The following is a 17,990-nucleotide window of genomic DNA, read 5'->3' as shown; positions in this document are numbered from 1 at the left end:
CTAATTATGGTTGATGTTCTGATAACTACAAGGAAACAAGTGGCGAAATACCGACCTTGTCTAAGGGGATAGGTCTACTCAATCAATGTCAGTGGAACTGGTGTGCCAAGTATTGATAACTCAGGCCTGCCCATTCATAAAACGCGCGATGGCTGCGCTCAAGGCTCTGCGGGCTGGGCCAGCCCCAATCGGTTTCTGCTGTTGTGAGAAACTCCACGGGTACAGGTATAACATTGATACCGTGCTGGTTGAGGTAAAACTTGGCTCTTATCTGATGGCTCGCTGACGTCACCAATGCCACGGTCTTATTCTCAAGCACTCTGCCAAGTGCTCTGGCCTCTTCAGCGGTATTAGATCCCGAAGGAATACTGTGGATCTGGTGTATAGGGATATCCATAGCGACTAGGAACTCCTTGTTCACCTCGGCTTCAGAACGTTTACGAAACTTCAGTACACCACCTGACACATAGATAGGTTTTGGGTGGTGACGGTAGATCTGACTCGCTTGTAAATTTCGAGATAAAGAGCAGCGGTGCCACCTGTCGGCGAAAGGGCGGGGACTATCTTCGTAGTGCCTGCAACCCAGGACAACAATGGCGTCCACTTCCTGCAATATGGGAGCACTTTCATGGATCACTGGATAGTGCCTCTCAATAGGTCTAAGCATCATGCTGCTTGTCATGGGCAGGCTGCACCAGAGTAAAAAAACGATTGAAAAAATAAGGGTAAACCAGAAGGTTTTTCTGGCCTTAAGCACAAACTTTAATAACAACGCCATGAGTAGCAGGGTAAAGAACAGGTTGAGTGGTTGGATAAGAAAGTGCACTGTGCCGCGCAGTAAATCAGTCATAGGGTCGGTATTTGCTACAGGGTTAATAGTACTTTAGGTAAAAAAAAATGCGACCATCAGGTCGCATTTTCCAATACTATCTTTTTCTGCTTATTTGCGAAAGCGTCTTGCACCTAACATCAGCAAGCCCATACCCAGCACTGCGATTGAGGCAGGCTCAGGAATTTCCTTTGCGGTGATGTTGAAGAAGAAATTGGCTGGTGTGGCCTGACCTTCAGGTGTGGTGAAACCGATACAACCAGGTGCTTTCCCTACGATGGCACAGGTGGCGGCATCCATAGGACCCAAGCCAGCGGAAAAAATAGATACGGTGTAAATAAACCCGTCATATTCAAAAGACTGTACCAAATCACCTAACTCGATAGTGAAGATATCATCACACACGGTGTCAACTGAAAAATTACATGGGGCAGTGTTTGCAGTTTCTTCAAAGGCAATCACAAAGTCCGTAGTAAAACTTGGCAACTGTGGCCCAACTGGATTATTTGGGGTCAGTGTCAGGCTACTTTGCAAAGTGGCATCAAGTAACGTTGCATAACTTGCAGAGATGGAGTTGTTATAATGGGTCAGTGTGGAAGATTGTGCATCGGCACCATTAGTATCCACTGTATCTGACAAAGGTGAGTCAGTAATGACAAGTGCACTTCTGTCATTGGGTGCGCCTGAGAAAGAACCATCGGTGGCTCCCCAGCTAACTTCACTGGCATTTTGAACCTGCGTGCCATCACCTGTGCTAAAGTTCGCACCGGTCCATTCATTAGATACGGTATAATCCCAGGTAATAACCATGGAAGCGCTGGCGACGGATGATGCGACCAGTGCCGCCCCTGCCAAACTGTTTAATAGTAACTTGTTCATTGTTTCAGTCCTCGAAATCATTTTCATTTATTAGCCATGGGTTTACTGCAATACACCCGTCTCCCCTTACTAAGCAAATACCCTGCCAACTATTAAGTTGTTGAATTTAAATAGGTAAATTGGCACGAAAGTATAGGGGTGTTAAATAATCGGACATTTCTGATTGTAAAATAACCGCTCCGTCATTTTGTAGATGAGCTGTCGCTCGATTTAATATTGTAATTTTGTTCTCAACCCCCTATAAGCTATAAGTGGATACTTGCCGAGCTCACTCGCTAAACTCACGCACTTTGCCAGAAAAGGATATTTGCCATGTTAAGAATGATCGCCCTCGTTTTGTTTACTCTCACAGGATTGCCTTTGCAGGCGCAAAGCTTTGAAAAAGTGGTTTCCAATATAAAAAGTTCTGTTGTCGGCATTGGTGTACATGACCCTCTGGGCTCCCCGAAAAATGCACTTCAGGGCACGGGCTTTGCGGTGGGCGATGGGCATCATATCGTGACTAATTTTCATGTGGTGGAAAGGGCATTGGATGCGGAATCCATGCAAAAGCGCGTGGTCTTTGTCGGTCAGGGGGAGCGTCCAGATGTGTTAGAAGCAGAGATCATCATAACCAATCCTGCACATGACCTGGCGGTACTGCGGGTAGACAAAGCCGTAAAGCCCTTCAAACTGGCAAAATCAAAGCGCTTGCCTGACGGCCGCGAAATTGCCTTCACAGGGTTCCCTATTGGTGCGGTATTGGGACTGTATCCGGCTACGCATCGCGGCTATATTGCAGCGAGCACACCCGTGGTAACACCCAGTGCCAATGCCCAGCAACTCAGCATTGAAATGATTAAGCGAATGAGAGAGCCTTTTTTGGTCTATCAGCTTGATGCAACGGCTTACCCCGGGAATAGCGGCAGCCCGGTTTATGATGTTCAGTCTGGCGAAGTGGTAGCGATCATCAACAAAGTCTTTGTGGCTCAGAGTAAAGAGTCTGCGCTCTCTGCGCCTAGCGGTATTTCCTATGCCATCCCGGTGGAATACCTGCATGCATTGCTGGAAGAAATCAAAGACTAGGCGGTTTTTTCCTGTTGTAACCGGGTGAGTGACTTTCTCAGCAAATGGGGAATCAGCAACCTCAAAGGCATGCGTAGCATATGCCCTCGCCAATATAAAATAAACACAGCAAGATGGCGCTTCCAGGTCCGAGCGCTTCTATGATCCGGAGTGAATATGTGTTTAAAAGCAAACCCCGTTATTGTGTTTGGCGGGGCGATCTGCGTTTGAACGGGAGTATCGAAAAGATCCTTGCAAAAATATAACGCCAGATCCAGGTAACGGCGCAATCCTAACACTGATGCCCGAGTTAACACCCTTTGCATAAAGTCAGGTGCTTTGTTGCTGAAGTGGCGAAAAAGCATATCCAAATCGGAGAGGTCACGAAGTCCATTGTGAAATTCGCTCTCAGTGAAGAGGTGACAGGCGCTGTGAATGATCAGGTCTTCTGCCGTGAGGGTCAGAAGCGTCCCCACGTTTTCCACATCAACCTCTTGTGTTTCGAATTGCTCAGGCTCGGGACAATCCCGGTTGGTAAGTGGCAAAATATTGTGATGGATATCAAGTACAGTGCGGTTTTCGCTGTGTTTCAGCGGTGGTATTTCATGCATCCATTGCCGGTAATAACGGTCATCATAATCGTCAATTTGCGTGCGCTGCCACCCCGCCCCCAATAAACTGAATTCCACGCGTTTGATGCTGGCTTTATCTACCAGGATGTCGATGTCAGAAAAACTGCGGCCTTTGGCGACATCAAGATCTCTGGCGATATAGGCCGCTCCTTTGAGTAGCATCCATCGTTGGCTACGCTGATTCAAGAGTGGTGCCAATGATGACAGTTCATATCTGGCTTGTTGAACCTGACGCATCGCGACTTTTTGCGCAGATTGCAGTTGCCATTTGGCAAAGGCCGGTATGCTGTGGTGGTACTCACTTTCCAACAAACAGTATGCCAATCGCCCAATGAGATTCGCCATGCGACTCTGACTGATAAGTGTCTGCCAGTCACGGGTATCAAAAGATTCAATTAAGGCCGGCTTTTTCAACGTACTTGTCAGCAGATTCATTTTTCATCCACCAGCTGATTCAATGTTGCCTCGGCATCTTCAAAGCGGCTGTACTCAAACTCGTAACAGGGGAGTTTCTGTAAAATATCGGCAACTTTATGAAAACCTTCTTCCCCTAACACACTGTAATTAAAACTGTTGTCGATAAGCCTCTGAAACGCCGATACGGAGTCAAGAGGAGTAAGCCTGGCTTCGCTCTTTGCCACATAGCGAGGAAAAACAATACAATGTAGCGGAGCGGTTTGATGCATTCTGACCACTGACTCTTGTGAGGGCTTCATCAGGGCAACGGTGCCTTTGAGTGTATCATGGGCGATATTACCAAATTCGGCATGACTAAAATGCTGCTGAAGGATACTGATCGCATCATTTTTTATATTGATGGGGCGCGCAAGCGGGACGACGTCATCACTTTCAAGTGATAGCAACGCCAGCTCATCTGAGAAAAGGCGCCAGCCTGAGAGCATCATTGCGGCGGTCAGGGTGCTCTTACCGGAGCCCTGTGTTGCTGGCATCATGATAACTTTACCCTTTTTTTCAATCACCCCCGCATGAACGATAAAATACTGATGTGCATGATTGGCAATGCACCAGTTCATTCCCCACTCCAGCATAGGGTAAGCCTGATCTTTAGGGAGCGGCTTGAACGGGTTCACTTCGTCCATAAAAAACTCGACTTGCGGCCGAAACCATCGCCGGTGTGAGCAGGGTGTCCGAACCTGCACATCGAAATCTGTATGATCGCTACTGTTTTGATTCAGATGAAACGCGTATAGCTGACTTACTTGTTGGCTGACAGTGCGAATATTGGTAGAGATAGAAAAACAGAAAGGACCAATAGGAATGCGGTGACTATACAAAGTTCTGCTCTTAGTTGACCAATATTCAGGGAGTGGGTGTTGCTTTCTCTATAATACGCAGAACCAATGCTTGTTCAATAAATTCTTCCGTCAGCTCACAGTTATCCATGGTCATTATGTCAGATTTATTGACAGATTCGCCCGCGTCTCTGGCTTGCGCGAGTCGAATGAGAATATCGCTATGGGGCTGACTGATAAGCTGTGTGGTATTGGTGAGGCTATTAAAGACAGCGGCCCCATCAGGAAGGGGCCGGCATTCACAATGCTGAGATAATCTGAGCAACATTGTTAATCGATATTTTGTGCAGCTTCCATGTCAGCCATCATTACTTCGTCTTTACCGCTGGCGTAGATTGCTTCAACCTGTGCCGTGGTCATAGGGAAGTAAAAGCCAGGCGCAAGGTCATTAACGATCTGACAATTGGTATCGGTCTGGCAATCGTCCATGGCTCTTTGCCAAAGAGCGGCATTCAACCAGGCACAAGTACACTGACGTTCCCAGCCGTGAGATCCGCCAGCCAATGCCTGTGCCACGGTACCCGTAAACGAGGTAGTGGCGAACAAGCTGGTAAGCGGGGTCGACTTGGTGACACCGGTATAGGACCACAGATTTGGGTTAGTCCCAGCATTACCAGAGGCCCTGCCATTAAGCCATCCACCAGGACTGTAACTCGACATGGTGCACACTTCTGTTTCATCATGGTGGGAAACATTGCCGGACAGGTTTCCGGAAACGGAACACTGACTGGCCCAGACTGGCTTACTGGTTATTGTAGTGATTAAAGCGGATCCTACCGCGACTCCCTTTATAAAGTTACGGCGACTGCTGCCCACCTGTTGTAGGCTAACGTTCTGCGGTTGCTTCTGTTGTTCTGCCATAATGTACTTCCAATTAATTTACCGATGCACGGCCATAATGTGTTTAACACGCAAGACTATGCAAGAAACGAACCAAACATCTATCCGCATGAAAATAAAGGAATTATCTTGTTGTGAAAATCCACATTTATCGTTAATGTAAAATTTTCTGACTAACTTGCAATGGTCATAGTTGTCAGAGTTTACCCCATCGCTATCACAGAGGAAAGACACTGATGTTTGCCGCCGGATATGCACTGACGTTAGCCGGGAATTTGCTCCTGTTGCTGCTTTTGTTCACGGTCAAAAAGCCTGGCCTGGCAAAGCGCCTGCTGATTATGGCGGTTATCATCAATATGCTGTGGTCGGTCACTAATCTTGGCTTTGCTCTGGATCTCATTCATCTTAACTGGATGATGCAGGCTGAGGCGCTCAGAGGGTTATTCTGGTTGCTGTTTACCTGCTCTGTGCTGAAGCGTGAACTGACGAGCTTTCGAACACTCATCACTCAACCTGTAACCCTGCTGGTGATCACCTTGCCAGTGCTGGCGCTTTGCCTGCCCTGGCTGTCAGTGCCGCTGAAGTGGCAGCTTCTGTTGCATACGATAATTGCCCTGGCGGTTTTGATTTTGCTGGAAACCCTTTATCGCCAATCCGGTGAGCAGCGTTGGCATTACAAGCCGTTGGTTATCTACCTGGGCGCCACCAGTTTATACGATTTTGTGATGTTTGCTGATGCCACCATGGTCAATCAGATGGACCCCATGTATTGGGCCGCAAGGGGCTATATCTACGCATTGCTGCTGCCAGCTCTGGTGGTGGGCATTAGACGGATTAAACACTGGGGTATCGAAATATTCATCTCACGGGATGTGGTGCTTCACAGTACCCTCTTGCTGGCTGCCGGTGGGTACCTGTTTGTGATGGCGGTGGCCGGATATGCGATTCGGTATTTCGGTGGTGACTGGAGTGGTCCGGTACAACTGGTGTTACTCTTTTTGTCACTGACGTTACTCGCCGTGCTGTTACTCTCAAATAGCTTCAGAGCCAAAGTAAAAGTCTTTATAACCAAGCACTTTTTTGCCAATCAGTATGATTATCGGGAAGAGTGGCTGAAACTGTCAAAAACCCTCAATGCAAGCGAAAAAAGTTTGTCCAAGGTTTATGAAAAAGGGTTGAGGTGTTTTTTACAGGCGATTAATTACGACCGTGGTATGTTGTTAAAGTACCGTTCTCATCAGTTTGAGGTGGTTGGCGCAACCGAGTCACAACCGCTGACGGAAGTTGAGAATGATGTGCTTTTACAGCTATATCAATTTTTAGAGCAGAAACACTGGCTGGTGGACATTGAGGAGTTGCGTTACAAGCCCTTTTTATACGAAGGCTTAAAAATTAACCATGCTATCTTAAACCAGTGTCGCTTTCAGTTGGTGATCCCGGTCTATCAGGATGAAACGTTATGGGGGATGGCCCTGCTTCATACCAGCGGTTCGGAGCGCGTGCGACTCGACTGGGAACTGCGTGACTATTTGAGCGCGGTAACAGCCCAGGTGGCAAATTATTTGTTTCACTATGAGGCCGCAGAGGAACTGGCGGAGAATGCGCAATTTGCCGCCTTTAACCGTATGTCAGCTTTTGTACTCCATGACTTAAAAAATGTACTGGCGCAAATAGACCTGATTCTGTGCAATGCAGAGCAGCATAAGCATAATCCTGAGTTTATAGAAGATACCTTTGAGACCTTGCAGCATACCAAAAATCGTATGGATCGCATGTTGCGACAGCTGACAGAGAAAAAAGCATCGCAACCCAGTGCCACGAAAACAACGGATTTGGTGCAGCTAACGGAAAAGGTAATCGATGAAAAGTGTCACCAGTACAAGCCCACACCGACGATTAATAAACTTGCAGACGTCAGTCTGAGAGTAGATGAAGAAAAATTGAGTAATGTTTTATATCATCTTATCAGCAATGCTCAGCAAGCTACTTCAGATGACGGTCAGGTGGTTGTGCGCATTGGTACTGCTCAGGAGCAAGGGTTCAGTTTAATTGAAATCGAAGATAACGGTTGCGGGATGAGCAAAGATTTTATCGCCCATCGCTTGTTTAAACCCTTTGATACCACCAAAGGCAACGCTGGTATGGGAATTGGGGCCTATGATGCCAAAAGCTATATCGAAAAGCTCGGCGGACGCCTGGAAGTGATGAGTAAAGAGGGTGAGGGCACAACCTTCAGTTTATTTCTGCCAATGGCCTAGGTAGGTAAGGTTCGGCACAGTAGCGCGTGCCTAATGGAGTAATACGTTTTACCGCAGCGCCATCTGGCGCTGCCTCTGTGTATACCTTGCTGAAGTGACATATATACTCGCAACGGTGTAGTGACGTGATAATCTGGTACGATAAACCGACGAAGAACAATAGCAGGAACATGCATTTATGGAAAAAGTATTGGTTGTTGATGACGATTTGGGCATACAGAAGCAGCTGAAATGGAGTTTTAGTGGCTATGAAGTAATTTTTGCCGATGACCGACAGTCTGCTATTGCTCAACTCCGGCGTTTTGAACCCAAAGTGGTGACGCTCGATTTAGGTTTACCGCCAGATCCCGCCAATGCATCAGAAGGCTTACAAGCCCTGGCTGAAATTCTCAATATTGCTCCACAGACCAAAGTCATTGTGGTGACCGGCAATAACGACAAAGACAATGCGCTTAAGGCGGTGGAGTTGGGTGCTTATGATTTTTATCAGAAGCCGATTGACTCAGATACCATAAAAATTCTGGTTAGCCGGGCGATGAACCTGTACAACCTGGAGCTGGAAAATCGCCAGTTGGCACAGTCGCAGCCGGCAATGGGTAAGATTATCGGCAGCAGTGAAAGCATTCAGTTAGCCAGTCGTCGTGCCGAAAAGATTGCCCAGACCGATATCAGTGCACTGCTGCTGGGCGAGAGTGGTACAGGTAAAGAAGTCTTTGCCCGTTCCATTCATGACCATAGCGGCCGTCGTAATAAGCCCTTTATTGCCATCAACTGCGCTTCCATCCCGGAAAACCTGCTTGAAAGTGAACTCTTCGGCTACGAGAAGGGCGCCTTTACCGGGGCCAATAAAACCACCCCGGGGAAAATTGAAACGGCGCAGGGGGGCACATTGTTCCTGGATGAGATTGGTGATATGCCCATTGGCCTGCAGGCAAAAATGCTGAGATTTCTTCAGGAGCGCGTCATTGAGCGTGTTGGTGGCCGCAATGAAATTCCCGTGGATGTCCGGGTGATCTGTGCCACGCACCGGGATCTCTCCGCCATGGTGCAAGAGCAGAGCTTTCGCGAAGATTTGTTTTACCGGGTGAGCGAAATTACCATTCATATCCCGCCGCTGCGGGACCGGGGGAGCGATGTCATTCTGTTAGCCAGAACCTTCCTCAATGACTATAAAGAAGAATACAACTCCAAGGTTAAAGGGTTCAGTGAAGCGGCCATTGAGGCGATGTTGCAGCACCGCTGGCCTGGCAATATCCGTGAACTGCAAAACAAACTCAAGTCGGCTGTCATCATGGCAGAAGGTAACGTGATTCAGACCGATGACCTGGGACTGTTCAGTAGTGACGAAGATACCGGTATGCAAACTCTGAATCTGCGTGAAGTGCGAGAGGCCGCAGAGAGCAGGGCGATTCGACAGGCCTGGCACCTTGCCGGTCAGAATATGTCCCGTACAGCAGAGTTACTAGGAATAACCCGGCCTACCTTGTATTCCTTAATAGAAAAATACCGGCTTGAGGACATCAAACCGACCAGTTAAGCCCGATCTCAAAAAGACATTTGTGCCTTGCGGCCAAGATAGGCTCGAATATTCTATTGAAAAAATGTTAAATTAATGGAATATAAATTCTTGTCGCAGGGGGCTGGTGTTTGCGTCGTTCCCCAAATGATCAATAACAATAAAGGTGTCCCTTGTCTGACTGGTTAACGCTTCTCCCTCCTGCTCTGGCAATTATTGTCGTTTTTTGGCGCAAAGAAGTCATTCTGGCTTTGTTAGTTGCGCTGTTCAGCTCTGAATTACTATTAATGATGCAAGGCCAAACCGGCTTTGCCGCTTCAGTTTTACAGAGCCCTTTTCAGACGGTTGAGCGCATTATTTCTGTGCTGGAGTCACCGGGTAACAGCCGCTTACTGGTGTTTTCGCTGATGGTGGGAGCATTACTGGCTTACATGCGACATTCCGGAGGCGTGACGGCGCTGGTGGAGAAAATGATCAACAAGGGCGTTGCAAGAAGTCAGCGCCAGGTGGGATTGTTATCTTTCTTTACCGGTGTGGTGGTATTCATTGAGTCGAACCTGAGTGTGCTGACAGCGGGGATCTTGTCCAGAGGCCTGTATGACAAGTTCAAAATGAGTCGTGCCCGATTGGCCTATGTGATTGATAGCACCAGCGCGCCAATCTGTATTCTAATTCTGCTAAATGGCTGGGGTGCATATGTGCTGGGGCTGTTAGGCACATACCCCACAGAGCAAAGTGCGGTTTCTATTCTGGTTGGCACCATTGCGCTTAACTTTTATGCACTGATCACACTGGTCATTGTGCTGTTTACCATCATTACGGGGAAGGTGTTCGGTCCCATGAAAGAGTCAGAGCGTGTGCTGAGCAAGTCAGCCAATCACACCGAGATTGACTATCAGGCATCCAAAGCCCGTTACATGGTATTGCCGCTATTGACCATGGTGGTGGGAATGCTGGGATTTATGTACTGGACAGGTAATGGCAACCTCACTGATGGTGATGGGTCTAAATCGGTGCTCTATGCCACTACGCTGGCCTGTATGCTGGCCTATGTAATGATGATTGGTTCGAAGCGATTTGAGCACAAGGAACTGGTCAGGGTAGGGTTTGAAGGAATGAGTGAGTTGTTGCCGCTGGTGGCCATTTTACTCTTTTCACTGGCCTTAGGCGGCAGTCTCAGAGTACTCGGAACCGGGGACTTTATTTCCGGCATTGTGGCCGAGTCATTGCCCCTGTTTATTATTCCCGCTCTGCTGTTTCTGGCCGGCGCGCTGATTTCTTTTACTACTGGCACGTCCTGGGGCACCTTTGCCATTCTTATTCCCATTGGTATGCCAATGGTGCTGAACCTCGACTTGCCTCCTTCTCTGGTAATGGCGGCGATTCTCGGTGGCGGCGTATTTGGTGATCACTGTTCGCCGATATCAGATACTACAGCAGTGAGTAGTCTGGCCTCAGGGTGCGATCTGCTTGAGCACGTCAAAACCCAGTTACCTTATGCTTTATTTAGCGGCGCACTCACGCTTATCGCTTATGTGTTGGTGGGAATATTCTGGATAGGTGTATGATGAAAACGTTATTGACTGCGATGACAGTGCTGACGTCGGCGTCGGTTTTTTCACAGCCGATGCCCGATGATTTTGTGGATATGAATGCCTTTTTGCCTGAAGCGCTGTATGACATTCGCTACTTCTCTGACAACAATTTTGTTGGTGCGCCAGTTGAGGGCTACCAGGCCCCCAAATGTATCTTGCAGGAGAAGGCGGCCAGGGCTTTGAAAAAGGTCGCCGAGGAAGCGGCTGAGCATGGGCTAAAGCTGAAGATATTCGATTGCTATCGACCGCAGCGATCTGTCGCGCATTTTATGCGCTGGGCACAGGATCTCTCCGATACCCGGACGAAGTCTGAATACTATCCTAATTTGCCTAAAGATGAGTTGGTAGGCGAGTATATTGCCGAGCGTTCTGGACACAGCCGTGGCGCTACGGTGGATCTGACGCTGGTGAGTAAAGATGCTGACGGCAGCTGGCAGGAGCTGGATATGGCCTCGCCCTTCGACATGTTCGATACACTATCGAATACCGCCGATCCCCGCATCAGTTCTGAACAGGCAGAAAACCGGCAGCGTCTGAAAAGCCTGATGCAGAGCCAGGGATTCAGTAATTATGCGATGGAGTGGTGGCACTACTCACTGACACCGCAACCTTATCCGGATACGTATTTCGATTTTCCGGTTAAATAGCGCCGTTGGCTTTCAGTCAGGCGCTCTCAATTCTCAGGGCAATACCGTTCTGCAACTGATCCGTCAGCCTCATTTGGGAAAGACCGTCAGTCATGCCCGAGTGTTGTTATCGGGCATCTAGCGCCCTTTCGGCTGTGGTGTTGAAGGGCTCTGGATTCCCGCCTTCGCGGGAATGACCAATAGGCACAATAAACTGTCATGCCCGAGTGTATTTTTCGGGCATCTAGCGCCTTTTATGATGGTAGATTTACCGCAGAGGATTTAGGTAATGACGCTTTTCGGTTCTCTGCGCTTTTACAAGATTAATACGCTGCACCTTTCAAATGCGTTCGACCCAACACGGAGCAGGGAGTTACACAGTCCAACGTAATGGAGATGTGGAAGACTGAGAACTTTGCTGTGTTACTTCAGCATTTCCAGCCCTTTAATGCTCTCGATACCGATCCCCGGTTTATCCTCAATAATGATGTCGGAGCCTTTGAATTTAACGCTTCCGATAACCGGGTCAAAGGCGCAGAGAGACGGACCATCTAAATCCACTTTGGTGATCACATGGGATTTGGCAACAGCCAGGTGTACCGCTGCGCTGACGCTGATGCTGGTCTCCAGCATGCATCCTATCATGCACTGAATATCATAGGTTTCGGCAATATCCGCGATGCGAATGGCGTTGCTGATACCCCCGGTTTTCATCAGTTTAATATTGATAATGTCGGCGGCGCGCATGCGAATCAGCTCAATGACTTCTTTGGGGCCAAAGGTGCTCTCGTCGGCCATCACGGGGGTATGAACGCGCTCGGTGATGTATTTCATTCCTTCCAGATCGTGGCCTTTCACCGGTTGTTCAACCAGTTCAAGACGCACACCGGCATCTTCAAGGCGGGTCAGCGCGTATACAGCCTCTTTGGCTGTCCAGCCTTGATTTGCGTCCAGGCGCAATAATGCTTTGCCCTCTACGGCGGCATAAATGGCTTTCACCCGCTCTATGTCCACACCAATATCTTTGCCCACTTTGATTTTAAGGGTCTCAAACCCTTTATTGACCGCTTCTATGCTGTCCTGCACCATTTTATCGATGTAATCGACACTGATGGTGATATCGGTGCTCAGAGTGGGTTCGCCGCCGCCGAGTATTTTATATAAAGGGGCGTTGTAGCGCTGTGCGAACAGGTCATACACGGCAATTTCCACCGCCGCTTTGGCACTGTAATTTTTAACAATCGAGCCCTGGATCAAATGGGTAATACGATTGAGGTTCTCTATCTCTTCACCGATGAGTTTCGGTTTGATCATGGTCTTAATGGCTTCAATAATCGAGCCATGGGTGTCGCCTGTGATCACTGCCGTGGCGGGGGCTTCTCCATAGCCCACATGACCAGTGTCTGTCTCGATTATGACCACCACGTCTTCTATTTTATCTACCGTGCGTAGCGCCGTTTTAAAAGGCGTGTTCAGCGGCACTCTGAGCATGGCAAATTTGATGTCGGTGATTTTCATCTGATTCCCTTAACGAATAGACTTAATAGTGTAAATTTTATCCACATAGCTGCTTGATTCTGATAAGCGCATGGGTAAAAGCGGGGTCACCGACACACCATTGAGGGTCCCGGTATAATAATTGTTGTTACTGTCCAGATATGACATGCCATGTACGTCATGGATCACATAGGGCTGACCGTTATCTTCACCCAGATACATCACCACATGGCCGGGGATATACACCAGGTCGCCCACCTCCATATTACTAATGGCGTCGTGTTTCTCTGTTGTTGATGAACTGGCATTAAAGCGCAGGTTTTGTCCATACTCACCTTTACCCTGTTGGGTTGAATTTCGCGGCATCAGGATACCAAAGGTGCGATAAACCTCGGAAACGAAACCGGTGCAGTCTCTGGCATTGTAGTCGTGCCCCCAGCCATATCGTTCACCGAGAAACTTAAATCCCTGGCGAATAATATTTTCGCGGGTAAAGGGAAGGTAACCGATATGTACGTCCTGATTTTTGCTAATCAGCGCAGGACGAATACTTAACTGCCCCTTTTCATCACGATAGGGCAGCTTCACTACATAACTGGTATAAGGGTTCTGGCCATACAGCTCATGGCCAACGTGTTGATTATCCATCAGCGGCAGTCGCACACCCATATCCAATTGCTTTTCGGACAACTGAGGGAATTGTGGGTTGTAGTTGGTAAACACTTTGGCACCGGTTATGACCACGAAGTTATCACTTTGGCGAAAGCTCAGTACTTCATCTCTTTTACCCAGCGCCACATCTTTAGCAGGAATCCAGGCAAGATAATGGTATGCGCGAGCCAGAAACCAGTTGCCATCGCGACTTCTGTGCAGGATGGCCAGCGCATCACCGGGAAACACGCCGGTTTCGATAAAACGGTCGATGTCCAGGTCCATTTCGTCATTGTAGGCTTTGTCATCAGAGGGGAAGCGGCGCATGGTGGTGCGCGTTGTCACCAATGCAAACTGAACCGGATTCACCGTCTTAAGTGCGCCAAGATCCATGTTCTGAAGATATTTATCGTAGTCCTGTTGTGTCAGTTGCCGCCCATCTGCATAAAAGCGATCGTAGCGTGGTACTGAACTGACCTCTTCAATCATGGCTTTTAAGGAGGCTTTGTCATAGTGCCCGGGGAGATTTTCTAATACCGTCAGTTCACTTTGCAGCTTAAAGGTACGCTGATTGAGCTCTTCAATGGCGTGTGGAGTCAACAGCATCTCGTCAGCACTGTGCGTTTTATCAACCCAGTACTGAGGCGTCAGTTGACTGGCTGTAACACCAGGCACATCGGTCTCAGTTGCAAAGAGTGATGGTGAGCAACTCAGTGCCAAAAGTGTAAAAACATTAATCAGTAAAGGTAATCGTTTCATTATGATGTTTTTTCTCTGAATTCCTGTCTTGTGTCCTGCTCGATACCCATCAGTATACCAACTGCGCCCACCGTGGGTGAGCCTTTACGATGATTTAGTCTGGTGTAAATAACAGCCAAACACCGCCTTATCGTAAACACACTTATCCGCATTGTGGAAAGAGTCGTCTTACGCCCACTGCTGCCAAGCGCTTCTTTCAGCTCCCGCCGAATTGTTAAAAAACATGCAGGAATAATATTACATATAAATATAAAAATAATAATAAATTATTTACAGGCATCTGGAAAGTGTTAGTTTATTTAGGGTGGCTGATTCTAAAGGTCACGGATCATTGAACCTAAACAATACAAGAAATCGACACTTCAAGTGTGGGGAACATTATGAAAAACGCACTCTTTAAACGCTCTTTGCTTAATATAGCCGTGACCGGCATGTTGGGACTCACTGTAGCAAATTACTCTGCTGATGCCTTGGCGGCTAATAACGATGGTACTCTCGCGGGACAGGCAGAGCCCGGAGCAACCATCGCAATCGTGAATGAGGATACTGGCCTGGCCAGAACTGTAACAGCAGGCGCTGACGGAAAATTCAGAATTTCACGTCTGCCCATCGGCACGTATGACATCAAGGCCAGTAAAGACGGTTTCAATACCGCCAAAGTTGACGATGTAAGAGTAGCGATTGGTTCAACCAGCACTGTGCAGTTGGCTATGACGCCTGGTGACGTTGAAGTCATTTCAGTAACCGGGGGGCGCTATCGGATGATTGATACCAGTTCATCTGGAACCGGTCTGAACATCAGTGCTGTTGAACTGGAGCGGATACCTGTAGGGCGTGACATCACCGCCGTGGCAAACCTTTCAACAGCCGTTAATGATGGAGGTTTTGGCGGTATCTCCTTTGGTGGTGCTTCCGTTAATGAAAATGCTGTATTTATAAACGGCTTGAATGTTTCTGATGTAGAGCGGGGTATCGGATTTAACTCCGTTCCCTTTTCTTTCTACGAAGAGTTTCAGGTAAAAACTGGTGGTTATTCAGTTGAATTCGGTCGAACTACGGGAGGCGTGGTCAATGCCGTCACTAAATCCGGTGGTAATGAGTTTGAATTTGGCGCGGATGTCTATTATACCCCCGAATCTTTGCGGGCCGAACGTAAAAACCTGTACTACAAAAATGGTGATATTCGGGTGAACCGCAGCCAGGATGAAAATGATGCCTATACAGTGTCAGTCTATGCAAGTGGCCCAATTATTGAGGATACGTTGTTTTTCTATGCCATGTACGAGCCACGCAATGTGAAGTCTGACGATGTCTATGGCAGGGAATCTCAGAACCGCGATATCGGGGAGAATGATTCTGGTTTCTGGGGAGCTAAGATTGATTGGCAGGTAAACGACAATAACCTGGTGGAGCTGCTCGCTTTTTCAGACGAGAGCGAGACGCTGACCGATGTTTACAGAGATGGTGAGTATAACAGCACTGACTTCTTTACCACAGGTGGGGACAACTACTCGTTAACCTATACCGGCTATTGGACTGACGACCTGACGGCGAAAGTATTGTTTGGCCGCAGCGAATACCAATATAGTTTCGGCGGTTCTAATGACCCGTTCTGCAACCGTGTATTTGATGCCCGAGATGGTCTGAATGAACATATTGGCTGCACAACAAATAGTTTATTTGACTACAGAACCAGTACCCGCGATGCCTTTCGTATTGATTTTGAGTACGTGTTAGGCGACCACCTTATCCGTTTCGGACTGGATAATGAAGATCGTGCTACCGATTTTCAGCGTGTCACCCCCGGGCCTGATTTTAAACGTTACTATCTGGACAGTGTAACACCTGGTTCTGAGTATGAAGGGTTTACTGTTCCTGATGACGTTTCTGAAGTCGTAGAAGTCCGCACCCGATTTAATACAACAGACGCTCAGCAAGATACCAAAGCAGCTTATGTCGAAGACGTATGGACGATGAATGACACCATGACGTTGACAGCGGGTTTGCGCTGGGACTCTTTTCATCTTAAGCAATATGATGGCTCAACGTTCCTGAAACTGGATGACATGATTGCACCGCGGATTGGCTTTTCGTGGGATGTGAATGGTGACGGTGAGTCCAAATTCTTTGTTAATGCCGGGCGTTACTATCAGCCATTGGCCCAGGCGGTAGCCGCTCGCGCAGGGGGAGGCGGTGTTTATACCGTTGATTGGTTTGCATTAGACGGAATTGAAACTGAAGAGGTCAACGGAAGAACCAATGTAACACCAATTACCGGTGAGCGCTTAGACGACACTATTACTTTCTCATCCCCAGGTCGCATTGGTGCAGATGAGATTGATCAGGATCCTGAAGCCACTTTCCAGAATGAATTTATTGTTGGTTATGAGTTTATGATCGATGAAAAATGGTCTGCGGGTGTGCGTGCTATTCACCGAGATTATCGCAACGCTTTTGAGGATATGTATGTTGATGTCATGCCCGATGATCATCCCAATATTCCAGAAGCATGCGGAAATATCTGGGGGTGGTTCTTCGGCAACCCTGGCCGTGATTTGGAGGTTAGCTTAGATTGTGGCGACGTGACTATTCCATTATCAGAAGCTACTGATTCATGGAATAGTATCACCGGGGAAGTTATTGGTGGTGTTCAACCTCGTCGTTTATACAATGCGTTGGAACTGGAGCTGGACCGCGCATGGGATGATGTATGGACAGCTAATTTTGCTTATACCTGGGCCAATAACTATGGCAACTTTGAAGGTGGGGTACTCACTGAAACAGGTAACGATATTCCGGGTTATACGGAAATTGCAGACGATGTGGCGTTCCTCAACACGAACTGGGGTAAGCTCCCCAATCACATTCCACACTCTTTCTTAGTGTCTGGCGCCTACCAGATTGATGATAACTGGCGCATTGGCGCTAAGTTCACCGCTCAGGCTGGCAAACCTATTAACGCGGTTGGATCAGGTAATCCACTGACCGGGAATAGTCGACAAGAAATGCATTACATTTGTGTTGACGGTTGCGAAGGCGATCTGTCTGAAGCAACGTTTAAGCATATTCCTAATGGGTTCTATGGCGATTTGAGCTGGTTTACCCGATTAGACATCAACATGACCTATGAAACTCAGGTTAATGGTGCAGACGTCCGCGTTGGTCTGGATATCTTTAATGTGTTGGATAGTCAGATTATTACTTCTGTTGATCGTTATGTAGACAACGGCACGGTAGGCGGATTTGATAATGAAGAGTTCCTGTTGCCAAATGGCATATCTTCACCTCGCTATGTCCGATTGAGTGCATCAGTGCGCTTCTAAAAGCGTTTTATAAGACCAAATTAAAGCCCGCTCATGCGGGCTTTTTTTATACGGGGAATACATGCTTTCAAGGTATAAGGTGATGCTTGCAGTCGAGTCGGGAAGTGTTGTGAGGCTGATGTGGCGATTCACTTTGGCATATCCGAGAGGCGATAAAGGTAACTTATCTTCATTAACCAAAGAATAAATAATAAATTATTATTGCCGTGGCTTCAGACTAATACAATA

At 47.8% G+C, this 17,990-nt stretch carries 14 protein-coding genes; 6 read left to right on the top strand and 8 right to left on the bottom strand.

Annotated features, from left to right (window positions below; genetic code table 11):
• Positions 1-88: 88 nt before the first annotated feature.
• Together CCY32_RS09105 and CCY32_RS09100 are read right to left on the bottom strand one after the other, a co-directional pair.
• Complete coding sequence (locus CCY32_RS09105; RefSeq protein ID WP_088330300.1) at positions 89-850, bottom strand: YdcF family protein; 762 nt, start codon at positions 848-850, stop codon at positions 89-91.
• A gap of 90 nt (positions 851-940) precedes the next feature.
• The gene (locus CCY32_RS09100; RefSeq protein WP_210401717.1) at positions 941-1,735 is read right to left on the bottom strand and encodes a THxN family PEP-CTERM protein; all 795 of its coding nucleotides are present in this window, start codon (positions 1,733-1,735) and stop codon (positions 941-943) included.
• Positions 1,736-2,020: 285 nt separating this feature from the next.
• Here CCY32_RS09100 and CCY32_RS09095 point away from each other — a divergent pair, with 285 nt between their 5' ends.
• Positions 2,021-2,773, top strand: coding sequence for a serine protease (locus CCY32_RS09095; RefSeq protein ID WP_088330298.1), 753 nt, complete (start codon positions 2,021-2,023; stop codon positions 2,771-2,773).
• On the opposite strand, the gene CCY32_RS09090 is transcribed toward CCY32_RS09095, so the two are convergent.
• From CCY32_RS09090 to CCY32_RS09075, 4 genes are read right to left on the bottom strand one after another with little or no spacing between them, the layout of a single operon-like run.
• Positions 2,770-3,819 carry a nucleotidyltransferase family protein gene (locus CCY32_RS09090; RefSeq protein ID WP_088330297.1) on the bottom strand — a complete coding sequence of 350 codons (1,050 nt, stop codon included), beginning with the start codon at positions 3,817-3,819 and terminating at the stop codon, positions 2,770-2,772. The genes CCY32_RS09095 and CCY32_RS09090 overlap by 4 nt on opposite strands.
• Positions 3,816-4,679: an HprK-related kinase A gene (locus CCY32_RS09085; protein ID WP_246840572.1), complete on the bottom strand. Its 864-nt coding sequence runs from the start codon at positions 4,677-4,679 to the stop codon at positions 3,816-3,818. The genes CCY32_RS09090 and CCY32_RS09085 overlap by 4 nt, the downstream gene beginning before the upstream one ends.
• Before the next feature lie 25 nt (positions 4,680-4,704).
• Positions 4,705-4,965: a hypothetical protein gene (locus CCY32_RS09080; protein ID WP_088330296.1), complete on the bottom strand. Its 261-nt coding sequence runs from the start codon at positions 4,963-4,965 to the stop codon at positions 4,705-4,707.
• A 2-nt stretch (positions 4,966-4,967) separates the two neighbouring features.
• Positions 4,968-5,558 carry a twin-arginine translocation signal domain-containing protein gene (locus CCY32_RS09075; RefSeq protein ID WP_088330295.1) on the bottom strand — a complete coding sequence of 197 codons (591 nt, stop codon included), beginning with the start codon at positions 5,556-5,558 and terminating at the stop codon, positions 4,968-4,970.
• A gap of 215 nt (positions 5,559-5,773) precedes the next feature.
• On the opposite strand from CCY32_RS09075, the gene prsK reads away from it, so the two are divergent.
• The 4 genes from prsK (at position 5,774) to CCY32_RS09055 (ending at position 11,553) form a co-directional block, all read left to right on the top strand.
• The gene (gene prsK / locus CCY32_RS09070; protein WP_210401716.1) at positions 5,774-7,795 is read left to right on the top strand and encodes an XrtA/PEP-CTERM system histidine kinase PrsK; all 2,022 of its coding nucleotides are present in this window, start codon (positions 5,774-5,776) and stop codon (positions 7,793-7,795) included.
• Between the two features lie 178 nt (positions 7,796-7,973).
• Complete coding sequence (gene prsR / locus CCY32_RS09065) at positions 7,974-9,332, top strand: PEP-CTERM-box response regulator transcription factor (RefSeq protein WP_088330293.1); 1,359 nt, start codon at positions 7,974-7,976, stop codon at positions 9,330-9,332.
• Positions 9,333-9,484: 152 nt separating this feature from the next.
• Positions 9,485-10,879 (top strand): Na+/H+ antiporter NhaC family protein, encoded by a 1,395-nt coding sequence (locus tag CCY32_RS09060; RefSeq protein ID WP_088330292.1) that lies wholly within the window; start codon positions 9,485-9,487, stop codon positions 10,877-10,879.
• The gene (locus CCY32_RS09055; RefSeq protein WP_210401715.1) at positions 10,876-11,553 is read left to right on the top strand and encodes a M15 family metallopeptidase; all 678 of its coding nucleotides are present in this window, start codon (positions 10,876-10,878) and stop codon (positions 11,551-11,553) included. The genes CCY32_RS09060 and CCY32_RS09055 overlap by 4 nt, the downstream gene beginning before the upstream one ends.
• A gap of 402 nt (positions 11,554-11,955) precedes the next feature.
• Here CCY32_RS09055 and CCY32_RS09050 read toward each other — a convergent pair whose 3' ends face one another.
• Entirely contained in the window at positions 11,956-13,050 is a 1,095-nt protein-coding gene (locus tag CCY32_RS09050; RefSeq protein WP_088330291.1) for a dipeptide epimerase, read from the bottom strand.
• 9 nt (positions 13,051-13,059) lie between these two features.
• Positions 13,060-14,439: an NlpC/P60 family protein gene (locus CCY32_RS09045; protein WP_088330290.1), complete on the bottom strand. Its 1,380-nt coding sequence runs from the start codon at positions 14,437-14,439 to the stop codon at positions 13,060-13,062.
• Between the two features lie 380 nt (positions 14,440-14,819).
• On the opposite strand from CCY32_RS09045, the gene CCY32_RS09040 reads away from it, so the two are divergent.
• A complete protein-coding gene (locus CCY32_RS09040) occupies positions 14,820-17,762 on the top strand; it encodes a TonB-dependent receptor (protein ID WP_088330289.1) in 2,943 nt (980 codons plus the stop codon).
• Positions 17,763-17,990: the final 228 nt, after the last annotated feature.

The sequence above is a fragment of the Lacimicrobium sp. SS2-24 genome (assembly GCF_002201535.1).
Taxonomy (GTDB): Bacteria; Pseudomonadota; Gammaproteobacteria; order Enterobacterales; family Alteromonadaceae; genus Lacimicrobium.
The sequence above is the reverse complement of the archived record's forward strand: the minus strand, read 5'-3'. Positions and strand labels throughout refer to the sequence as shown.